Here is a 23405-nt window from a genome sequence, read left to right as displayed (position 1 = left end):
GGATCGCAGCGCGGGGCTAGAGCCCCAACACCGCCCGCGCGATGAGAAAGTAGACGATCAATCCGGTCGCGTCGACGAACGTGGTGATGAACGGGTTCGAGAACACCGCCGGGTCCACCCGGACGGCCTTGCCGATCAGCGGCATCGCTCCGCCCACGGTCGCGGCCATCGTGCAGATGCTCAGCAGGGTGAGTCCGATGACGGTGCCGATCGACGTGTCGTAGACCAGGGAGGCGACCGCGAACCCGACACCACCGAGAAGCAGGCCCAGACTGACACCGACACGCATCTCGCGTCCGACGACGGCGAGGATGTCCCGCGGCCGGACGTCGTCGAGTGCCAGGGCCCTGGTCACGGTCGTCGCCGCTTGGTTTCCGGTGTTGCCGCCCGTGCCGATCAGCAGCGGCACGAACAGCGACAGCACCACCTTCTGTTCGAGCGTCGCCTCGAAGATCTCGAGCACGTGGACGGTCAGCGTGGCTCCGATCGCCAGTACGAGAAGCCACACCACCCGGGACCGGACGACCGACAGGACCGGTGTCGCGAGGTAGGGCCGCCGCAACGGCTCGTATCCACTCAGGCGCGCCTGGTCCTCGGACTCTGCCTCCTCGAGGATCGCGAGGGCGTCGTCCACCGTCAGGATGCCGACGAGCCGGGCCTCGGCGTCGACGACGGGCAGCGCGAGCACTTTGCGGTCGGCGCAGCGTCGTGCCGCGGATTCTGCATCGTCCGTCGCGAGCGCCGAATACGCCTCGTGCACGAGTTCCTGCACCAGCGCATCCGCGGGTGCCACCATCAGGTCGCGCAGGCTGACGACGCCGATCAGGCTGCGGCCCTCGTCCACGACGGGCAGCGTGTAGACCGTCTCGGCATCGGCGACGCGGGCGCGTACTCGGTCGAGGCACTGGGCTGCCGTCATGTCCGGCCTGCACGAGACGTACTCGGGACTCATGCGTCGTCCGATGGACCCGGCCGGGTAGCCCAGCACCGCTGCGGTGAGGTCACGCTCGGCCGGCGGGAGTCCGAGCATCAACCGGGTGGCGACCGAGGCGGGGAGCTCGTCGAGGAGTCCGACCCGATCGTCGGGATCGAGTTCGGCGAAGACCGACGCGACATCCTCGTCGCGAAGTCCGCGGACGAGGTCGCTCTGCAGCGTGCCGGGCAGGCCCTCGAAGACGGCGAGGGCACGATCTTTCGGCAACAATCGGAACACGAGTGCGCGGTGCTTCAGGCTCAGGCGCTCGAGGAGATCGACGGCCTGGTCCACCGAGACCCGGGACAGCCCGACCGTGACGGCGGACAGATCGTGATCAGCGAGGGCGCGATCGATGCGCGCGGAGACGTCGTCGGGAAGAGACGTGTCCGGGTCAGGCGTGTCGGGGGGTACGAGACATCGCGGTCGACCGGGCCTCACGTCACCTGATCAGGCGAACTTGATCTCCAGGCCGATTCCCAGGATGCAGATGAGCCACACGACACCGGTGAAGACGGTGACACGGTCGAGGTTCTTCTCGACGACGCTGGACCCCGACAGAGACGACTGCACGCCACCACCGAACAGGCTCGACAGGCCGCCGCCCTTGCCGCGGTGCAGCAGGACGAAGACGAGCAGGCCGATGCTGGTGACCACCAGCAGGATGTCCAGGAACGTGCGCATGATGGGCAATGTTACAGGCCGCGCGCCGCCGAACGACGAAGGGCACGTCGCGTGTGCGACGTGCCCTTCGATCGGTGATGCGCGGTGGGTCAGGGAAGCGGTCCCCCGGCGGCGATGGCACACAGGGTGGCGAACTCGTCCGCCTTCAGCGACGCTCCGCCCACCAGTGCACCGTCGACGTCGGTCTGGCCGACGATCTCGCCCACGTTCTTCGAGCTGACCGATCCGCCGTACAGCACACGGACCGCCGCCGCGGTGTCGACGTCGGCGAGCGACGCCAGCTCCTGACGGATGGCTCCGCAGACCTCCTGCGCGTCCGCGGCACTGGCCACGCGGCCGGTACCGATGGCCCACACCGGCTCGTACGCGACGACGATCTTCCCGATCTCCTCGGCACTCAGACCCGCGAGGGACCCGCGGAGCTGCTCGACGTTGAACGCGACGTGCTCGCCGGCCTCGCGCACCTCGAGACCCTCACCGATGCAGACGATCGGCACGAGTCCGTGCTTCAGTGCGGCCTTGGTCTTGGCGAGCACCGTCTCGTCGGTCTCGCCGTGTCCGGCGCGACGCTCCGAGTGACCGACCACGACGTACGTGCACCCCAGCTTGGCCAGGAAGGCACCGCTGATGTCGCCGGTGTACGCGCCGGAGTCGTGCGGCGAGAGATCCTGTGCGCCGAACGTGAGCAGGAGCTTGTCGCCCTCGATCAACGTCTGGACACTGCGGATGTCGGTGAACGGCGGGATGACCGCGACGTCGACCTTCTCGAAGTACTTCGCGGGCAGGGAGAAGGCGATCTTCTGTACCAGCGCGATGGACTCGAGGTGGTTCAGATTCATCTTCCAGTTGCCGGCGATGAACGGGGTTCTGGCCTTACGGTCGAGCGAAGCTCGTGGAGATGTCATGGTTCAGCCCTCCAGTACCGACAGGCCGGGGAGCTGCTTGCCCTCGAGGTACTCGAGGGAGGCACCGCCACCGGTGGAGATGTGCGAGAAACCGGCGTCCGGGAGGCCCAGTGTGCGCACGGCCGCGGCGGAGTCGCCACCGCCCACGACACTGAACGCGCCCTTCGTGGTCGCCGCGATGATCGCCCGGGCGATACCTTCGGTGCCCTTCGAGAACTTCTCGAACTCGAAGACGCCGGCGGGTCCGTTCCAGAAGATGGTCTTGGCGTTGCTCAGCACCGCCTCGAACCGGTCCACCGAGTCGGGTCCCACGTCCAGACCCATCCAGCCGTCGGGGATCTCCGACGCCTTCACCGTCTTCGACTCGGCGTCGGCGGAGAAGCTGTCGGCGACGACGACGTCCGTCGGAAGGTGGATGACGTCACCGAAACGCTCGAGCAGGTCTTTGCACGTCTCGACGCGATCTTCCTGCAGCAGCGACGTGCCCACCGAATACCCCTGCGCTGCAAGGAAGGTGAAGGCCATGCCGCCGCCGATGACCAGCGTGTCGACCTTCGGCGCCAGCGCCTCGATGACACCGATCTTGTCGGACACCTTGGAGCCGCCGAGCACCACGGCGTAGGGACGCTCGGGGGTCTCGGTCAGCTTCGTCAGGACGTCGACCTCGGTCGCGACGAGCGTGCCCGCGTAGTGCGGGAGCAGCGTCGCGACGTCGTAGACCGACGCCTGCTTGCGGTGCACCACACCGAAGCCGTCGGACACGAACGCGGCGTCGTCGCCGGCCAGCGTGGCCAGTTCCTTCGCCAGCGCCAGCCGCTCGGCATCGTCCTTGCTGGTCTCGCGCGGGTCGAAGCGGATGTTCTCCAGCAGAAGAACGTCTCCGTCGGTCAGACCCTCGGCGCGAGCCTCGGCGTCCTGACCGACGACGTCACCGGCGAGCTGGACGTGGCGTCCCAGCAGTTCGCCGAGCTTCGCCGCGACCGGAGCCAACGAGAACGCGGCGTCCGGCTTGCCCTCCGGCCGGCCGAGGTGCGCGGTCACGATGAGCTTGGCACCCGCCTCGAGCAGCGTCTTCAGCGTCGGGAGAGACGCCTCGATACGGCCGGCGTCCGTGATCTGCCCGTCGTCGAGCGGGACGTTGAAATCGGCACGGACGAGCACGCCGCGTCCGTCGACGCCCTCGTCGATGAGATCCTGCAGTGTCTTGACGGCCATCGGGTCAGAGCGACTTTCCGACGAGTCCGATAAGGTCGACGAGACGGTTGGAGTAGCCCCACTCGTTGTCGTACCAGGAGACGATCTTGACCTGGTCCTCGATGACCTTGGTCAGACCCGAGTCGAAGATCGACGACGCCGGGTCGGTTACGATGTCCGAAGAGACGATCGGTGCGTCGGTGTACTTCAGGATGCCCTTCAGCGGGCCCTCGGCTGCTGCCTTCATGGCGGCGTTGATCTCCTCGACCGAAGCGGTCTTGCGCACCTGCGCGGTGAGGTCGGTGACCGAGCCCGTGGGGATCGGGACGCGCAGCGCGTAGCCGTCGAGCTTGCCGAGCAGCTGCGGGAGCACCAGGCCGATGGCCTTCGCGGCGCCGGTGCCGGTGGGCACGACGTTGAGCGCGGCGGCGCGGGCGCGACGCAGGTCCGAATGCGGGCCGTCCTGCAGGTTCTGGTCCTGGGTGTACGCGTGGATCGTCGTCATGAGGCCCTTGACGATGCCGAACTCGTCGTCGAGCACCTTGGCGATGGGGCCGAGGCAGTTGGTGGTGCACGAGGCGTTGGAGATGATGTTCTGGCTGCCGTCGTACTTGTCGTCGTTGACGCCCATGACGATGGTGATGTCCTCGCCCTTGGCCGGCGCGGAGATGATGACCTTCTTGGCACCGGCGTCGATGTGGCCCTGAGCCTTCGACGCGTCGGTGAAGATGCCGGTGGACTCGACGACGACGTCGACGCCGAGGTCTCCCCACGGCAGGGCGGAGGGGCCTTCGCGCAGCGAGAGCGCCTTGATCTTCCGGTCGCCGACGACGATGGTGTCGTCGCCCTCGAGCGAGACGTCGTGCGGGAGGCGACCGAGGATGGAGTCGTACTTGAGCAGGTGAGCGAGCGTTGCATTGTCGGTGAGGTCGTTGACCGCAACGATCTCGATGTCGGTGGTGCCGAGCGCCTTCTGCGCATCGACCGCCCGGAAGAAGTTACGTCCGATACGACCGAAGCCGTTCACGCCAACCCGAACCGTCACTGTTCGCTCCTTTGTGTTGAAACTCGTGTTCCGCGTCGGTGCACGGGTCGTGCACCGCTTTCCTCTACCGCACGTGATGGTGCGGACGTGTCCGTCACGGGCGCCCGGGGCGCTCCGTGACCTGTGATCACCCTAATGGTTCCGGGTGATGCAGTTCTCGGTCAGGCACTCGAGGTCACGCCTCGTCGAGCAGGTCGGCGGTGACGGCCGACTCCGTGTCCGGGATACCCGAGTCCTTGGCCTTGCGGTCGGCCATGGACAGCAGTCGACGGATCCGGCCCGCCACCGCGTCCTTCGTCATGGGCGGATCGGCGAGCTGCCCGAGCTCCTCGAGCGACGCCTGGCGGTGCTGCACGCGCAGGTGACCCGCCGCGGCGAGGTGGTCGGGAACATCCTCGCCGAGAATGGCGAGCGCCCGCTCGACTCGCGCCGCGGCTGCGACGGCCGCCCGTGCGGAGCGTCGGAGATTGGCGTCGTCGAAGTTCGCGAGACGGTTGGCCGTGGCCCGCACCTCGCGGCGCATGCGGCGCTCCTCCCACGTCAGTCGGGTGTCCTGGGCACCCATCCGGGTGAGCAGGACACCGATGGCCTCGCCGTCACGCACGACCACGCGATCGGCGCCGCGCACCTCGCGGGCCTTGGCCGACACACCGAGCCGGCGGGCAGCGCCGACCAGTGCGAGGGCTGCCTCGGGTCCGGGGCAGCTGACCTCGAGCGCCGACGACCGGCCGGGTTCGGTGAGCGAGCCGTGCGCGAGGAAGGCGCCGCGCCAGGCCGCCTCGGAGTCGGCGACGGTGCCGCCCACCACCTGGGCGGGGAGTCCGCGCACCGGCCGACCACGCATGTCGAGAAGCCCGGTCTGGCGCGCGAGAGCTTCGCCGTCCTTGGCTACCCGCACGATGTAGCGGGTCGACTTGCGCAGACCGCCGGCGCCTATCGAGTGCACGTCCGCGTTGTAGCCGAACAGATCGAACACCTCACGCTTGAGCCGTCGGGCGATGGACAGCTGGTCCACCTCCGCCTCGACGACGACGCGACCGGCCACGATGTGCAGCCCCCCGGCGAAGCGCAGCAACGCGGCGACCTCCGCCTTGCGGCAGCTGACCGCCGTGATGGTGAGGCGGCTCAGTTCGTCCTTGACATCGGCTGTCATGGCCACGACGTCGATCCCTTCCTGCTGTCGATGCTGCTGTCGAGGTCGGCCCGATCGGCGCCCTCGAGAACAGCGGCGAACACGGCCGCGAGCTTGCTCGGGTCGTGTGCGTGTGGTGTCGCCCCCGCGACGTCGGCGTGGATCACGTCGGCGCCGAACACCGCGGCGGCCCTCGCGAGGTGATCACGCTCGGACCCCGGTGGCACCGACGTCGAGTCGACCACCACGTGATGCACCCGAAAACCCGGCGCGTGTTGGGACAGTACGTGCAGATGGCGCTCCGCCGAGAATCCCGTGGTCTCCCCCGGCTCCGGCCCGAGATTGAGCACCAGCACCTTGCGGGCCTCCGTGGCGCGCAGCGCCGAGGCCAGCTCGGGCACGAGGACGTGCGGCAACACGCTGGAGAACCAGGACCCGGGTCCGAGCACGACGAGGTCGGCGGCACCCACGGCGGTGACGGCCTGCTCGGTGGCCGGCGGATCGGACGGTCGCAGTCGGACGCGCCGCACCTTGCCCGGGGTGGTGGCAACGGCCACCTGTCCGCGGATGACGCGACTCACCCGGGGATCGGATTCGAGTCCCGACACGTCCGCCTCGATGTCGAGGGCGATGGGCGACATCGGCAGCACCCGACCGTCGACACCGAGTAGCCGCGCGGCCTCGTCGAGTGCGGCGACCGGGTCACCGAGCACCTCGGACAGTCCGGCGAGCAGAAGATTGCCCACGGAGTGTCCGGCGAGCGCGCCGCTGCCGCCGAAACGGTGCTGCAGGATGTCGGCCCAGAGTCTGCCCTGCGGCGTCTCCGCGGCCAGCGCCGCGAGCGCCATGCGCAGATCGCCGGGCGGGATCATGCCGAGCTCCGCGCGTAATCGGCCGGACGACCCGCCGTCGTCGGCCACGGTGACCACCGCCGTCACCCGGGTGGAGAGCGACCGTACGGCGGAGAGAGTGGCGTAGAGGCCGTGTCCGCCGCCGAGCGCGACGATGTGCGGAGCGTCGTCGTCGCCGCGTCCGCCGTCCGCGCTCACTCTCGACCCAGGTCGCGGTGCACGACGCGGACACTGGTGTCGGCATCGGCCCGCAGCCGTTCGGCGAGCGCCTCGGTCATGGCGACGCTGCGATGCTTGCCGCCGGTGCAGCCGACCGCGACGGTCATGTACCGCTTGCCCTCGCGCCGGTAGCCGGCGAGCGTCATGTTCAGCAGGCGGTGGTACAGCTCGAGGTACTCCTCGGCGTCCGGCTGGCCCAGCACGTAGTCCCGCACGCCGGCGTCCTTGCCGGTGAGCGGGCGCAGCTCGGGGATCCAGTGCGGGTTCGGGAGGAAGCGCATGTCGCACAGCACGTCCGCGTCGAGCGGTACCCCGTACTTGAAGCCGAAGGACTCGACGGTGACGGCCACGGTGCCCACCACGTCGTCGCCGAACGCCGCGGCGACGCGATCACGCAGTCCGTGCACGGAGAGCGAGCTCGTGTCGATGACGATGTCCGCGGCCTCCTTGACTGTGGCCAACCGTGCCCGCTCGTCCGAGATGCCCTCGGTGAGGGTGCCGTCCACGCCGTAGTTCTGCAGTGGATGACTGCGGCGCACCGACTCGAATCGCCGGATCAGCACGTCGTCGGACGCATCCAGGAACAGCACCCGCGGGCGCACCCCGTCGGCGGCCAGATCAGCCAGCAGGGTGCCGACGTCGCCGTTGAACAATCGGCTGCGGACGTCGACCACCAATGCGAGTCGCTCGATGCCCGGGTCCGACGTGCGACCGATCTCGATCATGCGAGTGATCAACTCCGGCGGCATGTTGTCGGCGACATACCAGCCCAGATCCTCGAGGACCTTCGCCGCCGTGCCGAGCCCGGCCCCGGACAGCCCTGTGACCAGAGCGACGTCGATGTCGGAGTGCGGTCGAACGGGGTCACCCACCTGCTCTCGCTGCACGTTCACTCGTCCCGGTGTCCTGTTCCTCGATGCGCGGCCACCGACAGCGGCTCACCGGACGATGCCGGCATCTCGTCACGGTCGCTGCCGTCGGTGCGTTCATCATGTCGTACCGGGGCGCTGTCCGCTTCGTTGTCGGGGACCGCGGTCGGTTCCGACGAGACCGCGGCAGCCGGCGCGTCCTGGTCCTGTGGAACTCCCAGTGCCTCGAGGACGGCGCGTGCCGTCGTCTCGCCGATACCCGGCACCTTGACGATCTCGGACACCTCGGCCTGCTTGAGGTTGGCCACCGAGCCGAAGTGCGTCACCAACGCCGTGCGACGCGCCTCGCCGAGCCCGCGCACCGAGTCCAGCGCGGACGCCGTCATGCGCTTGGACCGCTTGCTGCGATGGAACGTGATGGCGAAGCGGTGCGCCTCGTCGCGAACCCGCTGAAGGAGGTACAGCGACTCGCTGGTGCGCGGCAGGATCACGGGGTCGCTCTCCCCCGGCACCCACACCTCCTCGAGTCGTTTCGCGAGACCCACTACCGCGACGTCGGTGACACCCAGCTCGTCGAGCACCTCGGCCGCAGCGGCAACCTGCGGAGCGCCGCCGTCGACGACGAAGAGGTTGGGCGGGTAGGCGAAGCGGCGGGGCCGACCCGTCTGCGGGTCGAGGGAGGCCTCGGGAGCCAGATCGCCGCCGGAGTCCTTGCCGTGACGCAGGAACCGTCGGCGTGTGACCTCGGCGATGCTCGCGACATCGTCCGAGTGACCGTCTCCCGCAGCCTCCTTGATGGAGTAGTGGCGGTAGTCGCTCTTGCGCGGCAACCCGTCCTCGAACACCACCAGCGACGCGACCACGTCGGTGCCCTGGACGTGCGAGATGTCGATGCACTCGATGCGCAACGGTGCACTGTCGAGGTCGAGCGCTTCCTGGATGCCCTGCAACGCTGCGGAGCGCGACGTGAAGTCGCCCGCTCGCTTCATCTTGTGCTGCTGGAGCGCTTCGACGGCGTTGCGATACACCGTCTTGGCGAGCTCCTTCTTGTCGCCGCGACGAGGCACCCGTAGCTGCACCGCGGACCCGCGCAGCGAACTGAGCCACGCCTGCACCTCGTCGGCGTTCGGCGGCAGCACCGGAACGAGCACCTCGCGGGGTACGGCGTTGGCAGCGGCGTCCTCGGTGGACGACGACAGCGAGGCCTGCTCGCCGTAGAACTGGGTGAGGAACTGCTCGACGAGCGCCGGCAGATCGGACGCCGCCTCCGCGTCCACCGGAGCGTCCTGCGCCTCGGCACGGTCGTCGGCCCCGGCGGACGTCGCCTCGGCCGCGACCGCGGCGTCGATCACCTCGCCTGCCTTCTCCACGACCCACCCGCGCTGGCCGCGCACGCGACCGCCGCGGACGTGGAACACCTGGACCGCCGCTTCGAGATCGTCGCTCGCGAAGGCGACGAGGTCGGCGTCCGTGCCGTCGCCGAGCACCACGGCCTGCTTCTCCAGCGCGCGCCGCAGAGCCCCCACATCGTCGCGCAGCCGAGCCGCCGTCTCGAAGTCCAGGTCCTCCGACGCCTTCTGCATCCGGTTCTCGAGCTCGCGGACGAGCTTGTCGGTCTTGCCGGACAGGAAGTCGCAGAAGTTCTCGACGGTCGCACGGTGTTCGGCCGCCGACACGCGTCCGACGCACGGCGCCGAGCACTTGTCGATGTACCCGAGCAGACAGGGCCGACCGATCTGGTTGTGCCGCTTGAACACTCCAGCGGAGCACGTCCGCGCCGGGAACACCCGCAACAGCAGGTCCAACGTCTCGCGAATCGCCCACGCGTGCGCGTACGGGCCGAAGTAGCGCACACCCTTGCGCCGAGGCCCGCGGTAGACGAACAACCGCGGGTACTCCTCGTTCAGCGTGACCGCGAGCATCGGGTAGCTCTTGTCGTCCCGGTACCGGACGTTGAATCGAGGATCGAACTCCTTGATCCAGTTGTACTCGAGCTGGAGCGCCTCCACTTCGGTGGTGACGACGGTCCATTCGACGCCGGCAGCCGTGGTGACCATCTGACGAGTGCGCGGATGCAGGCCGGCGATGTCGGCGAAGTAGGAATTGAGACGGCTTCGCAGGCTCTTCGCCTTGCCGACGTAGATGACGCGGCCGTGCGGATCACGAAATTTGTAGACCCCTGGCTCGACCGGAATGGTTCCGGTGGCCGGGCGGTACGTAGCGGGGTCGGACACACCTCCACGGTAGTCGTCGTGACCGACAGTCGAAATCCGCCGTTCGGGCTGCGAACCACGCGAGGACGCGGTGTCATGGAACGGTGACTCCCCGCCGATCACTGACCCGTCCTCTCGCCCTCGCGGCCGTCGTCGCCCTCACCGCCGTGTCCTGCTCCTCGGGCGGCGGTGACGACGCTGCCGACTCGACCCCCTCGTGCGTCGCGGGCGGAGGCGGCACCCCCGTCATCGCGGACGCGGGCACGGGACCGGACGGTGCGCCGGAGGTCGCCACCGGCTACCGCACCGGAATGACCGCGGTGCGCACCGCCACGTACGCGGTGTCGACCGCCAACCCGGTGTCGACGGAGGCGGCGTGCGAGGTGCTGCGCGACGGCGGCACCGCGGCCGACGCGCTGGTCGCGGCACAGACGGTGCTCGGACTGGTCGAGCCGCAGAGCTCCGGTATCGGCGGCGGCGCCTTTCTCCTCTACTACGACGCGGAGTCGAGCAGTCTGCGTGCCTACGACGGCCGCGAGACGGCGCCCGCTTCGGCCACCGCGAACTATCTGCGCTTCGTCGACGACACGGCTGCCCCGGGTGCGCCCGCCGATCTGTCCGTGCCGAAGCCCGATGCCCGGTCGAGCGGACGCGCGATCGGCGTCCCCGGCGTCGTGCGCATGCTGGACGACGTCCATCGCGATCACGGCAGCAAGGAGTGGCGGTCACTGTTCGATCCGGCCATCGCGCTGTCCGACGACGGCTTCGAGATCAGTCCGCGGATGGCGTCGTCCATTGCGGACTCGGCGCCGAAACTCGCACTCGACCCCGCCTCGCGTGAGTACTTCCTCGAGCCGGACGGCAGCCCGAAGGCGGCGGGGACGACGCTGACGAACCCCGCGATGGCCAAGACGCTCGGCGCGATCGCCACCGAGGGTGCCGACGCGTTCTACACCGGCGCGCTGGCGCAGTCGATCGTCGACGCGACGGCGGACACGACGGGCGGGCGCACGCCCGGCCGGCTGACACTCGACGATCTCGCCGGATACGAGGCGAAGGAGCGGGACGCGGTGTGCGTGCCGTACCGCGACACGGACGTGTGCGGCATGCCGGGCCCGTCGTCGGGTGGTATCGCGGTCGCGTCCACGATGGGCATCCTGTCCCACTTCGACATGGCGCAGTACGCACCCGCCTCCCCCGATGCCGACGGCGGAGTCCCCGACGCGGAGGGCGTCCATCTCATCGCCGAGGCGGAGCGCCTCGCGTACGCCGACCGCGACAAGTACGTCGCCGATCCCGACTACATCCCCCTGCCCGGCGGCAGCCCCGCCGCGTTGCTCGATCCGGACTACCTCGAGCAGCGCGCCCGCATCATCGATCCCGCCCGCAGCATGGGCACGGCTCAGCCGGGCGACTTCGGTCCGATACCCCTGAGCAGCTACGCCGGACCGGAGGCAGGGACCAGTCACCTCAGCATCGTGGACAGCGCGGGGAACGTCGCGTCGATGACCACCACGGTGGAGTCGGCGTTCGGCTCCTTCCACATGACGGAGGGCTTCCTTCTCAACAACCAGTTGACCGACTTCTCCGCCGCACCCGAGGGGCCCGACGGAGTGCCCGTGGCCAACCGTGTCGAGCCCGGCAAGCGTCCCCGCAGTTCCATGGCGCCGACGATCGTGTTCGACCGGGGGGACGACGGCGCGCGAGGCGACGTGCGACTGGTGACCGGATCACCCGGCGGTTCGGTGATCATCCAGTTCGTCGTGAAGAACCTCGTCGGCATGCTCGACTGGGGTCTCGATCCGCAGCAGGCCGTGTCCGCCGTCAACGTGGGTGCGGCCAACGCCCCGACGACGAACGTGGGCGGCGAGCATCCGAACATCGACGCGCAGAACGACGGTGCCGCGGACCCGCTGGTGTCGGCTCTGCGGTCGATGGGCCACCAGGTGTCGGTGGCCGATCAGTCCAGCGGCTCGAGTGCGCTCGTCCGAACGGACGACGGCTGGATCGGCGGCGCCGATCCCCGACGCGAGGGCGTCGTCATGGGAGACGGGATCGGGTGAGCGCGGTCAGCTCGCTGCGGCGTACTTCCGCTCGAGAGAGCGGAATGTACGCGCGGCGTGCACCGCGTACTCGCGATCGTTCGACTGGATCGCCATGACCGGCACGTACTCGTCGTCGGGTAGTTCCACGCGAGCCCAGCTCGATCCGGGCGAGAAGGACAAACCCCGCACCAGGTCCCACGGGATCAGTTTCTCGGTGACGAGGTTGCGCACCAACACGCCCTGCGCGCCGACCTTGATCCGGGGACGAGTGAGCAGCAGCACGCCCGCAGCCATGCCGCATCCGATGGCGATCATGGCGAACTGATCCACGCGCTGGAAGAACACGCCGGTGTTGCCGGTCCGCAGCAGGATTCCCAGGGTGGTGTGCACGATGACGAGGAGTGCGGCGACGCCGACGGCGTACTTCGCGCTCTTGCGCGGCCGCGCCTCGAGTTCCCACTGCGGGCCCGACGGTTCGGTCACGACGGACTCCCGTGACGCAGCCCCTTCAGCGTCAACGCCGTGTCGACGGCCGCTGCGACGGCTTGCGCACCCTTGTCCTCCTTGGACCCCGGAAGACCTGCGCGATCGAGTGCCTGCTGTTCGTCGTTCACGGTGAGCACCCCGTTGGTGACCGGAGTGGACTCGTCCAGGGACACTCGGGTCAACCCGGCGGTCACCGCGTCGCACACGTACTCGAAGTGCGGGGTCCCGCCCCGGATCACGACGCCCAGTGCGACCACCGCGTCGTGCGTGCGAGCGAGCTGCTGTGCGACCACGGGGATCTCGATGGCTCCGGCGACGCGCACGAGTGTCACGTTCCGCAGCCCCACCTCGTCGGCCTTACGGAGTGCGCCGTCCACGAGTGCGGCGCTGACCTTCTCGTGCCACTGGCCCGCGACGATCGCGACCTCGAGATCCTCGGCGCCCGAGAGCTGCAGCACGGGTTCGCCCTCGCCGCTCATCAGAGGCCACCCGCGTCGGGGGTGACCGCCGGTGTCTCGAAATCGTCGAGTCCCACGAGATCGTGGCCCATCCGGTCGCGCTTGGTGCGCAGGTAGGTGAGGTTCTCGGCGTTGGCACGCAGCGGCATCGGCACCCGCTCGGTGATGTGCAGGCCGTAGCCGTCGAGGCCGACCCGCTTGGCCGGGTTGTTGGTCAGCAGACGCATCGACGAGATGCCCAGGTCGACGAGGATCTGCGCTCCGATGCCGTAGTCCCGCGCGTCGGCGGGCAGACCGAGCGCGAGGTTCGCGTCGACGGTGTCGGTACCGGCGTCCTGCAGCTGGTAGGCCTGCAACTTGTGCAGCAGGCCGATGCCACGGCCCTCGTGACCGCGCATGTAGAGCACGACTCCGCGACCCTCCTGCGCCACCATGTCCAGCGCCGCGTCCAACTGCGGACCGCAGTCGCAGCGCAGGGAGCCGAACACGTCACCGGTCAGACACTCGGAGTGGACACGGACCAGCACGTCGCTGCCGTCGCCGTCGGGTCCGGCGATGTCGCCGCGCACCAGGGCCACGTGCTCGACGTCCTCGTAGACGCTCTGGTAGCCCACCGCGCGGAACTCGCCGTGCGCCGTCGGGATGCGTGCCTCGGCGATGCGCACCACGTGCTTCTCGTGCTTGCGCCGCCACGCGATGAGGTCGGCGATGGAGATGAGTGCGAGGTCGTGGTCGTCGGCGAACACACGGAGCTCGTCCGTCCGGGCCATCTCGCCCTCGTCCTTCTGCGACACGATCTCGCAGATGACGCCGGCCGGGCGCAGATCCGCCATCCGGGCGAGGTCGACCGCGGCCTCGGTGTGGCCGGGGCGGCGCAGCACGCCGCCCTCCTTCGCCCGCAACGGGACGACGTGACCGGGACGGGTGAAGTCGTTCGCGCCGGTGTCGGGATCCGCGAGCAGACGCATGGTCGCGGCGCGGTCCGAGGCCGAGATGCCCGTACCGATACCGACGCGAGCGTCGACGGTCACGGTGTACGCGGTGCCGTGCTTGTCCTGGTTCGTGGAGTACATGGGAGGCAGGCCGAGGCGATCGCAGTCCTCGCCCGACAGGGGAACGCAGAGGTATCCCGAGGTGTACCGCACCATGAAGGCCACCAGCTCCGGTGTTGCCTTCTCTGCGGCGAAGATGAGATCGCCCTCGTTCTCGCGGTCCTCGTCGTCGACGACGACGACGGCCTTGCCGGCGGCGATGTCGGCGACAGCGCGCTCGATGGTGTCGAACCTGGTCACGCCGTGCGCTCCCCACGTCTGCTGCCCGCAGTGTCGGGCAGATCCTGTGTTCTCAAGACTACGACCCCCGCTGCGGGGGCCGATGTTCAGTCGACCTTCTGCAACCGCTCGACGTACTTGGCGATCACGTCGACCTCGAGGTTGACCTGCGTTCCCGCCTCGGCCTCGCCCAGTGTGGTGAGCGACAGGGTGGTAGGAATCAGGGAGATCTCGAAGTACTGATCGTCCTTCTCGCCGCCCAGTGCGGACACCGTCAGCGACACCCCGTCGACCGTGATGGACCCCTTGTGCACGACGTATCGCGCGATGTCACGGGGCAGCGAGATGCGTACCACGGTCCAGTTGTCCGACGGGGTGCGCGAGAGCACCACCCCGGTCCCGTCGACGTGGCCCTGGACGAGATGCCCACCGAGCCGCGACGCGAGCGAGGCGGCACGCTCGAGGTTGACCGGTGACCCCACGGCCAGGGACTGCAGTGACGAACGGTTCAGTGTCTCCTGCATCACGTCGGCCGTGAACGCGCCGTCCGCTACCTCGACGACGGTGAGGCACACACCGTTCACGGCGATCGAATCGCCGTGCGACGCATCGGAGGTGACCAGCGGGCCACGCACGGTGAAGCGAGCCGCGTCCGCCAGATCCTCCTTGGCGGTGACACTGCCCAGTTCCTCGACGATTCCGGTGAACATGCTCGTCATCCTCTCGGCACCAGCTGGTGCAGTGATCTCTGTTCGGCTCAGTGGTCGGACGACCGTAGCGGAGCCAGTTGGACGAGCAGATCGTCGCCCAGCGTCTCCACCGACTCTCGTCGGAACCTCAGCGCGTCGGCAATTGTTCCGACACCTGTCCCCCGCACGGCGGTCGGGCCCTCACCCAGCACGACGGGGGCGATGTACGCCGTGACGCGGTCGACGAGGCCCGCCGACAGGAACGCTCCGGTGAGGGTCGATCCGCCCTCCAGCACCACGTCGGTCAGATCCGCGAGGGCCTCCATCACCGCGAGCGGGTCACGGGTCCGCACGATGCGGGTGGGGGCGGAGTCGTCGAGGATCCGAGACCCGGCAGGGATGTCGCGAAGCCCGACGACCACGCGGACCGGCTGGTGTGCGGCGAGCGACCCGTCGGGCAGTCGCGCCGTCAGCACCGGATCGTCGGCGAGCACGGTCCCGGTACCGACGACGACGGCGTCGACCCGGGCGCGCTCGGCGTGGACGTGTGCGCGAGCGATCTCCCCCGTGATCCAGCGGCTGGTGCTGTCCGGTGCCGCGGTGCGGCCGTCGAGCGTGGCGGCGTACTTCCACGTGAGCATCGGCCGCCCGGTGCGCTGCCGATGCAGCCAGGCACGCATCGGCCCGGCCGCGACGAGATCGGCGAGGACGCCGGACCGTACGTCGACGCCGGCACGGCGCAGCGTCTCCGCGCCGCCCGACGCCACCAGGTTCGGATCGCGGAGCGCGTGCACGACGCGGACGACACCCGCACGCAGCAGCGCCTGCGAGCACGGGCCCGTGCGCCCCGTGTGGTCGCACGGCTCCAGCGTCACCACGGCGGTGCCGCCGCGCGCGCGTTCGCCCGCCTCCGCGAGCGCGGCGACCTCCGCGTGGGGGCCGCCCGGTGTGGCGGTGGCGCCGACCCCGACGACCAGCCCGTCCCGATCCAGGACGACGGCGCCGACGGGAGGATTGGGAGTGCTGACACCGCGGGCGGCGACCGACGCCTCGATCGCCCGCCGCATCGCGGAGTCGATCGGGTCGAGGCTTTCGGTCACCGGCCGGACAGGTGGGGCGACGCGCTCGCGGCGGACTCACGCAGCGAACGCACGGCACCCGCGGGGTCACTGGTCGAGTACACCGCCGAGCCCGCGACGAAGCAGTCGATGCCCGCGGCAGCGGCCTGCTCCACGGTGTCGGCGTTGATGCCACCGTCGATCTCGATCACCAGCGTCAGTTCACCCGAATCGACCAGCCGGCGGACGGCGCGAGCCTTGTCCAGCACCTCCGGCATGAAGCTCTGGCCGCCGAATCCCGGTTCGACGCTCATGATCAACAGCGTGTCGAAGTCCTTCAGGACCTCCAGGTACGGCTCGATCGAGGTACCGGGCTTGACCGACAGCCCGGCCTTCGCGCCCGCCGCCCGGATGTCGCGAGCGACGGCGCGCGGATCGTCGGTGGCCTCGGCGTGGAACGTCACGTTGTACGCGCCGGCTTCGGCGTAGGGCGGCGCCCAGCGGGCCGGGTCCTCGATCATGAGGTGGCAGTCGAGCGGGATGTCGGTCGCCTTCAGCAGGCTCTCCACCACGGGCAGACCCAGGGTGAGATTCGGGACGAAGTGCGCGTCCATCACGTCGACGTGCAGCCAGTCGCTGCCCGCGACGGCCGCGGCCTCGTCGGCGAGCCGCGCGAAATCGGCGGACAGGATGGACGGTGCGATCATCGGGTGCTGCGGAGTCGGGGCCACGGGCGATCAGCCTAGTAGGTCCGGATCCAGCTGCATCAGAGCGTCGTCGATGTGACCGGCGAGGAGGTACTGACCCTCGTCGGTCGGGTGATCACCGTCGTCCTGGATGATCAGCGGGTCGGCCAGCCACTCCTGCGGCAGCGCGTCGACGTAGTCCAGCCCGGCCGACACCGCGGCGGCGGAGACCGCGGCGTCCACGTCCCACATCTCCTCGCTCACCGGCTCCCCGCTCCAGATCGGTCCGATGACGACGATGCGGGCCTCGGGTGAGCGCTCGCGCAGCGACGCGTACAGGTCGGTGGCGTCGGCGAGCACCTCCGCCGGATCCGCGTCGACGTCGTTCTCGCTGCCGACCACGAGGATGACCGTCGGGTTCTCCTCGGTGGCGTAGGCGACCTGGTCCGCGAAAGTGCCGAGATAGTCGTCGCCCGCCTCGTAGCCGGCGCCGCCCAGGCTCGCGTTGGTCACCTCGAATCCGTGTTCCTCTGCCAGGACGTCCGGCCAGACCACGTCGTTCATGGAGCCGGCGGAGAACGAGTCGCCGATCACCGACACGCGGACCGCGCTCCACTCCGACTCTGCCGCGACCACCCGCTCCGCGTCGGCGGTCCGCGCCGAGGCTGTCCCTGCCGTCACCGACGGGGACAGCGAGCAGCCACCCAGCACCGCGACCGAGGCGAGGGCGGCCACCGCTGCCCCGGCCGCGCGGTGTCGAAGGAGTCGCGGAGTCACGTTCCTGTTGTACCCGCGAGTCGTTGCCGACCGGTAACGAGCGCGGTCAGGAGGCATCCTTGCGCAGCGCGGCGAAGAACATCGCGTCCGTTCCGTGCCGGTGCGGCCACAGCTGCACCGACGTTCCCGAGGCCGCCCGCGGTACGCCGGGGGCGAGTGTCGCGGTGTCGAGCGCGGTCAGACCGTGACGTCGGACCGCATCGGCCACGACGCCGACCGTCTCGGACAGATGCGGCGAACACGTCGAGTAGACGACGACTCCGCCCGGCCGCACCAGCTCCACTGCTGCGGCGAGCAACTCGCGTTGCAACGTCACCAGACCCGCCACGTCGCTCGCCTGACGACGCCACCGCGCCTCGGGGCGACGACGGAGTGCGCCCAGGCCCGTGCAGGGCGCGTCGACCAGGACGCGGTCGTACCCGGCGTCCAGTCCGCTCGCGCGGCCGTCCACCGCGTGCACCGTGACCGGGAGATCGCGCACCGTCTTGCGCACCAGCTCGGCCCGATGTTCGGACGGTTCCACGGCATCGACCTGTGCACCGTCGATCGCTGCGATGGCGCCGAGCAGCGCGGCCTTGCCGCCGGGACCGGCGCACAGATCCAGCCACCGACCTCCGTCCGGCCCGTCGAGCTCCGCGAGCGTCAGAGCCCGAGCGACCAGCTGACTGCCCTCGTCCTGGACGCCGGCCAGCCCCTCACGCACGGCGTCGAGACGACCCGGATCACCGCCACTGTCCAGATGCACCGCATAGGGCGACCACGGTCCGGGCTCACCGCCGGTGATCGACGCGAGCTCGTCCGCCGAGATCTCGCCGGGCCGCGCCACCAGGTGCACCAGCGGGCGGGCGTCGTCGGCGGCGAGCGCCTCGTCCAGCTCCGCAGCGTCCGCTCCCAACGCATCGTTGAACGCCTGTGCGATCCAGGCGGGATGCGCGTGCCGGAACGCCGAGTGGCCCACCGGGTCTCGCTCCGCATCGGGAGCCAGCAACGCGACCCACTCTGCTTCCGTGCGCTCGGAGACCCGGCGCAACACGGCGTTGACGAATCCTGCCTGCCCCTGCCCGGCCTCGCTGCGCACCAGGTCGACCGACGTCGCCACCGCCGCGTGCGGGGCCACCCGCGTGCGCAGCAACTGGTACGCACCGAGCCGGAGGACGTCCAGCAGTCGACCGTCGATGTCCGATACCGGACGCGAGGCCGCGTGTTCGACGACCGCGTCCAACACTCCCTGTGCGCGGGCCGCGCCGTACGCCAACTCGGTCGCAAGTGCCGCGTCACGCTCGTTCAACCGGCGGTCCCGGAGCAGACCCGGAAGCACCAGGTTCGCGTACGCGTCACGCTCCCGCACCGCGCGCAGGACGTCCCGTGCCGCGATCCGGGCGGGGTCCAACCCCGCCTCGGCCGGATTCGGGCGACCCGGCTGCTTCGGGCGCGAATTCCCCGAGCGCCCACCAGCCTTGCCCGAACCCCCGGCCACCCCCGGCCGGCCTCCGGCCTTCCCGCCATCCGGCCGGCCTCCGGCCTTCCCGCCATCCGGCCGGCCTCCGGCCTTCCCGCCACGCTTACGAGGACCGCCGGACCCTGGTGTCTGCTCACCGCTCATCGTGCAGTCGCTCCGTTCACATCGCGGGCGCCGCGCGCCCAGTCGGTCGCTGCCATCTGCTTCTTTCCGTGCGGCTGCACGAGCCCGAGCGACACGGCCGTCGTCGCGGTACCCACCAGGACCGACTTCTTCCGTACCTCGACGAGCCCGGGTTCGAGCTCCTCGTCGGTGATCGTCACCGGACCGATCTTGACGCGGACGTCGCCGATCTCGGTCCACGCTCCGGGTGCCGGTGTCACACTCCGGACGTGCCGGTCGATCAGGTGCGCCGCGCGACCGAAGTCGATGCGGGCCGATTCCACGGTCACCTTGGGCGCGTGTGACACGCCGTCGCTCGACTGCGGAACCGCCTGCAGTGCACCGTCGTCGATCCCGTCGAGGGTGGAGGCGAGCAACTGGCTCCCGCTGTCCGCGAGCCGGGTCAACAGATCTCCGGCGGTGTCCGTGGGGCGCACCCTCTCGGTCACGACGCCGTACACCGGACCGGTGTCCAGCCCCTGCTCGAGGAGGAACGTCGACGCGCCGGTGACCTCGTCACCCGCGGCGATCGCGGCCTGCACCGGCGCGGCCCCGCGCCAGGCCGGCAGCAGGGAGAAGTGCAGATTGATCCAGCCGTGTCGCGGGACGTCGAGCACCGGCTGCGGCAGCAGCGCGCCGTAGGCGACGACGGGACAACAGTCCGGTTCCAGCTCGCGGAGCGCGGCCATCGCCTCGGGGTCGGACGGCTTCGCGGGCTGCAGCACCGGGATGCCGTGCTCGTCGGCCAGCATCGCGACGGGCGATCGCACGACCTTGCGCCCTCGACCGGCCACCGTGTCGGGTCGGGTGAGCACACCGACCACCTCGTGACGGGAGGAGTCGAGCAGTCGCCGCAGCGACGGGAGAGCGGGGTCGGGAGTACCGGCGAAGACGAGGCGCACGCCGTTCACCCTATGCGGAGCGGGTCGACCTGGATTCGCAGCGCCGACGCGGTCTTCTTCGCCCCCACGACGGCCCGTGCCTCACCGAGTGCGCGGGAGAGGGCGGCACCGGACGATCGCGGGACGCGGACCAGCATCCGCTCGACGGGCGCGGACGAGTCGGCGTCGATCTCGCTGCCGAACGGCAGCCGCTCGCCGGGTGGCAGGTCCACGGGTCCCAGCGTGACGGCGTCGTCCGGGAGCCGCGCCGAGTCCAGCAGGGCGCGCAGCGATTCGGTGGTGCCGTCCACGGCGGCGATGTGCACCGCGGGTGGAAACCCGACCTCGGTGCGTTCGGAGAGTTCGGTGCGCGCGTGTCCGACGGGGTCCCACCGCACCAATGCCTGCACGGTGGGCAGTCCCGAATCGGCGACCACGACCACCTCACCGCCCTCGGCCGACGGGCGCACGAGGGTGGCGGCGGCCATCCAGCGGCGAAGGGTCTGCTCGGTGGCGCGCAGATCCGCTCGACCCAGCAGCGCCCACCCGTCCAGCAGCAGCGCGGCACCGTAGCCGCCGTCCGCGACGGGTTCGGCGCCCACGGTGGACACGACGATGGCCGGGCCGGCCGGCACCGTGTCGAGCACCGAGGTGCCGCCGGACTGTCGCACGGTGACGCCGCTGAACGCCCGGCCCAGCTCCTCGGCGGTTCGTCCCGCGCCGACCACGACGGCGCGCAGTGCTCGTGAACCGCACGTGGGGCACGAGTACGACGGGTCGGCGGTGCCGCACCACTTGCACGTGGGGCTGCCCGCGCCGTCGGCGCCGGGCGCGGACGGCAGCGCCAGGGGTCCGTGGCACCGTCGGCACCGGGCGGGCGTCCTGCACTTGGAGCAGGCGAGGGAGGGCACGTACCCGCGCCGCGGGACCTGGACCAGCACGGGGTGCCCGGCGGTGAGCGACGCTCGGGCCGCCGCGAAGGCGATGGCCGGGAGTCGCGCCGCGCGCGCACCGGGGTCGCGGGCGAGCGCGTGGTCGCTGTCCGCGAGAGCGGTCACCCGTGGAACGCGCCCACGGACGGTGTCACGGGTGGCCACGAGATCGTGCGCCCACCCCGTCTCGACCAGAGCCTGCGCCTCCGCCGTCCGGGAGAATCCGCCCACCACGGCGGCGCACCCGGCTCGGTGCGCACGCAGCAACGCGACCTCACGGGCGTGGGGGTACGGCGCACGCGGCTCCGACAGCGAGTCGTCGCCGTCGTCCCAGACGACCACCAGTCCCGGGTCGTGCACCGGGGCGAACACGGCGCTGCGCGTGCCGATCACGACGCGAGCGCGGCCCCGCGCAGCAGCCAGCCAGCGTCGGTAGCGTTCGGCGGGACCGAGTCCCGCGGCGAGCGCGACCACCGCGTCGTCGTCGAGGACGGCTCGGCAGGCCGTGTCCACGCGATCGAGATCGCGCTGGTCCGGGACGACGAGAACGGCTCCCCGTCCCGACGACACGGCCACGGCTGCCAGGTCGGCGAGCCGGGCGGCCCAGTCCTCCCCCGGCAACGCCTGCCAGACCGCCCGCGGCGCCCGACCGCCGCCGAGCGCGTCGAGGAACTCGGTGCCGTGCCGGTACGCGGACCACTCGTCGCGGCGAAGGACGGGGATCGACTGCACACCGGAGGCGAGGGATTCGTTCTCCACTCGTGCGTGTCGGGGTGGAATCGCGAGACGAAGAACGTCCGGACGGGTGCCGGCGTAGCGCGTCGCGACGGCGTCGACGAGTCCGAGCAGTTCGGGGCCGAGCACCGGCTCGGCGGAGACCACCTTGTCGAGGAAGCCGAGCTTTCCCGGGTGGTCGCTGGTGTCGAGGCGGGCGAGCAGGAACCCGTCGACCAGACGCCCGGCGAAGCGCACGCGGACACGCACGCCGGGTTGCGCCACGTCATCGAGTTCGGCGGGGACGACGTAGTCGAAATCACGATCGAGGTGGGACAACGGGAGCATGGGAAGCACGCGGGCGATGGGCCTGGTGGGGGCCGGTGAGCGCACACCGGATGCGGTGGCACTCACCGACCGACCCCTTTCAGACGATGATCACGAAGTGGAGCGAGACGTCACAGACCTGCGGCGGACCGCAACTTCTCGGCGCGATCGGTGTTCTCCCACGGCAGATCGATGTCCGTGCGCCCGAAGTGGCCGTACGCCGCGGTGGGCGCGTAGATCGGACGCAGCAGGTCCAGATCGCGGATGATCGCGCCGGGACGCAGGTCGAACACGTCGTTGATGGCGGACTGGATCTTCAGCGGATCCACGTTCTCGGATCCGAACGTCTCGACGAAGAGACCGACGGGAGCGGCCTTGCCGATGGCGTAGGCGACCTGCACCTCGACGCGCTCCGCCAGGTCCGCGGCCACGACGTTCTTGGCCACCCACCGCATCGCGTACGCAGCGCTGCGGTCGACCTTCGACGGATCCTTGCCCGAGAACGCGCCGCCGCCGTGGCGGGCCCAGCCGCCGTAGGTGTCGACGATGATCTTGCGACCGGTCAGGCCGGCGTCGCCCATCGGCCCGCCGAGGACGAACTTGCCGGTGGGGTTGACGAGCAGGCGTACCGACGAGGTGTCGAGCGAGTCGTGCCCGAGCTCGGCCAGTACGGCCTCGAGGACATGGGTCCGGATGTCCGGGGTCAGCATGTTGTCGAGATCGATGTCGGCCGCGTGCTGCGTGGAGATGACGACCGTGTCGAGGCGAACGGCCTTGTTGCCCTCGTACTCGATGGTGACCTGGGTCTTGCCGTCGGGACGCAGGTACGGCAGCACCTCGGTCTTGCGCACCTCGGTGAGGCGACGCGACAGCCGGTGCGCCAGTGCGATCGGCAGCGGCATGAGCTCGGGCGTGTCCTTGATGGCGTAGCCGAACATCAGGCCCTGGTCGCCGGCACCCTGACGGTCGATCTCGTCGTCGGTCAGACCCTCGACGCGGGACTCGTGCGAATTGTCGACACCCTGGGCGATCTCGGGCGACTGCGCGCCGATGGCGACGTTGACCCCACAGGAGTTGCCGTCGAAGCCCTTGGCCGACGAGTCGTAGCCGATCTCGAGCACCTTCTCGCGCACGATGTGCGGGATGTCGGCGTACGCGGTGGTGTTGACCTCACCGGCGACGTGAACCTGCCCGGTGGTCACCAGGGTCTCGACGGCGACGCGTGCGCGCGGATCGTCGGTCAGGAGCGCATCCAGGATGGAGTCGCTGATGGCGTCACAGATCTTGTCGGGATGACCCTCGGTGACGGACTCGCTGGTGAAGAGCCGACTGGCGGACGTGCTCACAGATGTTTCCTCTCGTACACGCATGAATG

At 70.0% G+C, this 23405-nt stretch carries 21 protein-coding genes; 1 reads left to right on the top strand and 20 read right to left on the bottom strand.

The window, feature by feature from the left end; all coding sequences use genetic code 11:
* Positions 1-16: 16 nt before the first annotated feature.
* From mgtE to uvrC, 9 genes are all read right to left on the bottom strand, one after another.
* Positions 17-1330, bottom strand: coding sequence for a magnesium transporter (gene mgtE / locus HQ325_RS21120; RefSeq protein ID WP_222632679.1), 1314 nt, complete (start codon positions 1328-1330; stop codon positions 17-19).
* Between the two features lie 93 nt (positions 1331-1423).
* Positions 1424-1657 carry a preprotein translocase subunit SecG gene (gene secG / locus HQ325_RS21115; protein WP_027505281.1) on the bottom strand — a complete coding sequence of 78 codons (234 nt, stop codon included), beginning with the start codon at positions 1655-1657 and terminating at the stop codon, positions 1424-1426.
* Positions 1658-1746: 89 nt separating this feature from the next.
* Complete coding sequence (gene tpiA / locus HQ325_RS21110) at positions 1747-2562, bottom strand: triose-phosphate isomerase (RefSeq protein WP_222632255.1); 816 nt, start codon at positions 2560-2562, stop codon at positions 1747-1749.
* Positions 2563-2565: 3 nt separating this feature from the next.
* On the bottom strand, positions 2566-3777 hold the full coding sequence (pgk, locus tag HQ325_RS21105; protein WP_222632254.1) for a phosphoglycerate kinase: 1212 nt from the start codon (positions 3775-3777) through the stop codon (positions 2566-2568).
* Positions 3778-3781: 4 nt separating this feature from the next.
* Positions 3782-4801 carry a type I glyceraldehyde-3-phosphate dehydrogenase gene (gene gap, locus HQ325_RS21100; protein ID WP_027505278.1) on the bottom strand — a complete coding sequence of 340 codons (1020 nt, stop codon included), beginning with the start codon at positions 4799-4801 and terminating at the stop codon, positions 3782-3784.
* A 175-nt stretch (positions 4802-4976) separates the two neighbouring features.
* Positions 4977-5954 (bottom strand): DNA-binding protein WhiA, encoded by a 978-nt coding sequence (gene whiA, locus HQ325_RS21095; RefSeq protein WP_222632672.1) that lies wholly within the window; start codon positions 5952-5954, stop codon positions 4977-4979.
* Positions 5951-6982, bottom strand: coding sequence for a uridine diphosphate-N-acetylglucosamine-binding protein YvcK (gene yvcK, locus HQ325_RS21090; RefSeq protein ID WP_308014606.1), 1032 nt, complete (start codon positions 6980-6982; stop codon positions 5951-5953). Before yvcK ends, whiA begins: the two co-directional genes overlap by 4 nt.
* Complete coding sequence (gene rapZ, locus HQ325_RS21085) at positions 6979-7896, bottom strand: RNase adapter RapZ (RefSeq protein ID WP_374107248.1); 918 nt, start codon at positions 7894-7896, stop codon at positions 6979-6981. The genes yvcK and rapZ overlap by 4 nt, the downstream gene beginning before the upstream one ends.
* Positions 7893-10106 carry an excinuclease ABC subunit UvrC gene (gene uvrC, locus HQ325_RS21080; protein ID WP_308014607.1) on the bottom strand — a complete coding sequence of 738 codons (2214 nt, stop codon included), beginning with the start codon at positions 10104-10106 and terminating at the stop codon, positions 7893-7895. The genes rapZ and uvrC overlap by 4 nt, the downstream gene beginning before the upstream one ends.
* Positions 10107-10189: 83 nt before the next feature.
* Here uvrC and HQ325_RS21075 point away from each other — a divergent pair, with 83 nt between their 5' ends.
* Entirely contained in the window at positions 10190-12148 is a 1959-nt protein-coding gene (locus HQ325_RS21075) for a gamma-glutamyltransferase family protein (protein WP_374107247.1), read from the top strand.
* 6 nt (positions 12149-12154) lie between these two features.
* On the opposite strand, the gene HQ325_RS21070 is transcribed toward HQ325_RS21075, so the two are convergent.
* The 11 genes from HQ325_RS21070 to metK form a co-directional block, all read right to left on the bottom strand.
* A complete protein-coding gene (locus HQ325_RS21070; protein WP_222632252.1) occupies positions 12155-12613 on the bottom strand; it encodes a PH domain-containing protein in 459 nt (152 codons plus the stop codon).
* The gene (gene ribH / locus HQ325_RS21065; RefSeq protein ID WP_222632250.1) at positions 12610-13095 is read right to left on the bottom strand and encodes a 6,7-dimethyl-8-ribityllumazine synthase; all 486 of its coding nucleotides are present in this window, start codon (positions 13093-13095) and stop codon (positions 12610-12612) included. The genes HQ325_RS21070 and ribH overlap by 4 nt, the downstream gene beginning before the upstream one ends.
* On the bottom strand, positions 13095-14366 hold the full coding sequence (locus HQ325_RS21060; RefSeq protein WP_222632248.1) for a bifunctional 3,4-dihydroxy-2-butanone-4-phosphate synthase/GTP cyclohydrolase II: 1272 nt from the start codon (positions 14364-14366) through the stop codon (positions 13095-13097). Before HQ325_RS21060 ends, ribH begins: the two co-directional genes overlap by 1 nt.
* Positions 14367-14452: 86 nt before the next feature.
* Positions 14453-15055, bottom strand: a complete 603-nt coding sequence (locus HQ325_RS21055) for a riboflavin synthase (RefSeq protein WP_027505271.1) — start codon at positions 15053-15055, stop codon at positions 14453-14455.
* Positions 15056-15102: 47 nt separating this feature from the next.
* A complete protein-coding gene (gene ribD, locus HQ325_RS21050; protein ID WP_222632668.1) occupies positions 15103-16101 on the bottom strand; it encodes a bifunctional diaminohydroxyphosphoribosylaminopyrimidine deaminase/5-amino-6-(5-phosphoribosylamino)uracil reductase RibD in 999 nt (332 codons plus the stop codon).
* A gap of 29 nt (positions 16102-16130) precedes the next feature.
* A complete protein-coding gene (rpe, locus tag HQ325_RS21045) occupies positions 16131-16799 on the bottom strand; it encodes a ribulose-phosphate 3-epimerase (protein ID WP_222632666.1) in 669 nt (222 codons plus the stop codon).
* Positions 16800-16829: 30 nt separating this feature from the next.
* Positions 16830-17555 (bottom strand): SGNH/GDSL hydrolase family protein, encoded by a 726-nt coding sequence (locus HQ325_RS21040; protein WP_222632246.1) that lies wholly within the window; start codon positions 17553-17555, stop codon positions 16830-16832.
* A 46-nt stretch (positions 17556-17601) separates the two neighbouring features.
* Positions 17602-19032 (bottom strand): transcription antitermination factor NusB, encoded by a 1431-nt coding sequence (locus HQ325_RS21035; protein WP_308014608.1) that lies wholly within the window; start codon positions 19030-19032, stop codon positions 17602-17604.
* A 122-nt stretch (positions 19033-19154) separates the two neighbouring features.
* Positions 19155-20078: a methionyl-tRNA formyltransferase gene (gene fmt / locus HQ325_RS21030; protein WP_222632242.1), complete on the bottom strand. Its 924-nt coding sequence runs from the start codon at positions 20076-20078 to the stop codon at positions 19155-19157.
* Positions 20079-20083: 5 nt separating this feature from the next.
* Positions 20084-22051, bottom strand: coding sequence for a primosomal protein N' (locus tag HQ325_RS21025; protein ID WP_222632665.1), 1968 nt, complete (start codon positions 22049-22051; stop codon positions 20084-20086).
* 110 nt (positions 22052-22161) lie between these two features.
* Positions 22162-23376: a methionine adenosyltransferase gene (gene metK / locus HQ325_RS21020; RefSeq protein WP_222632240.1), complete on the bottom strand. Its 1215-nt coding sequence runs from the start codon at positions 23374-23376 to the stop codon at positions 22162-22164.
* Between the last annotated feature and the right edge of the window lie 29 nt (positions 23377-23405).

The sequence above is a fragment of the Rhodococcus sp. BP-349 genome (assembly GCF_019835845.1).
GTDB lineage: Bacteria > Actinomycetota > Actinomycetes > Mycobacteriales > Mycobacteriaceae > Rhodococcoides.
The sequence above is the reverse complement of the archived record's forward strand: the minus strand, read 5'-3'. Positions and strand labels throughout refer to the sequence as shown.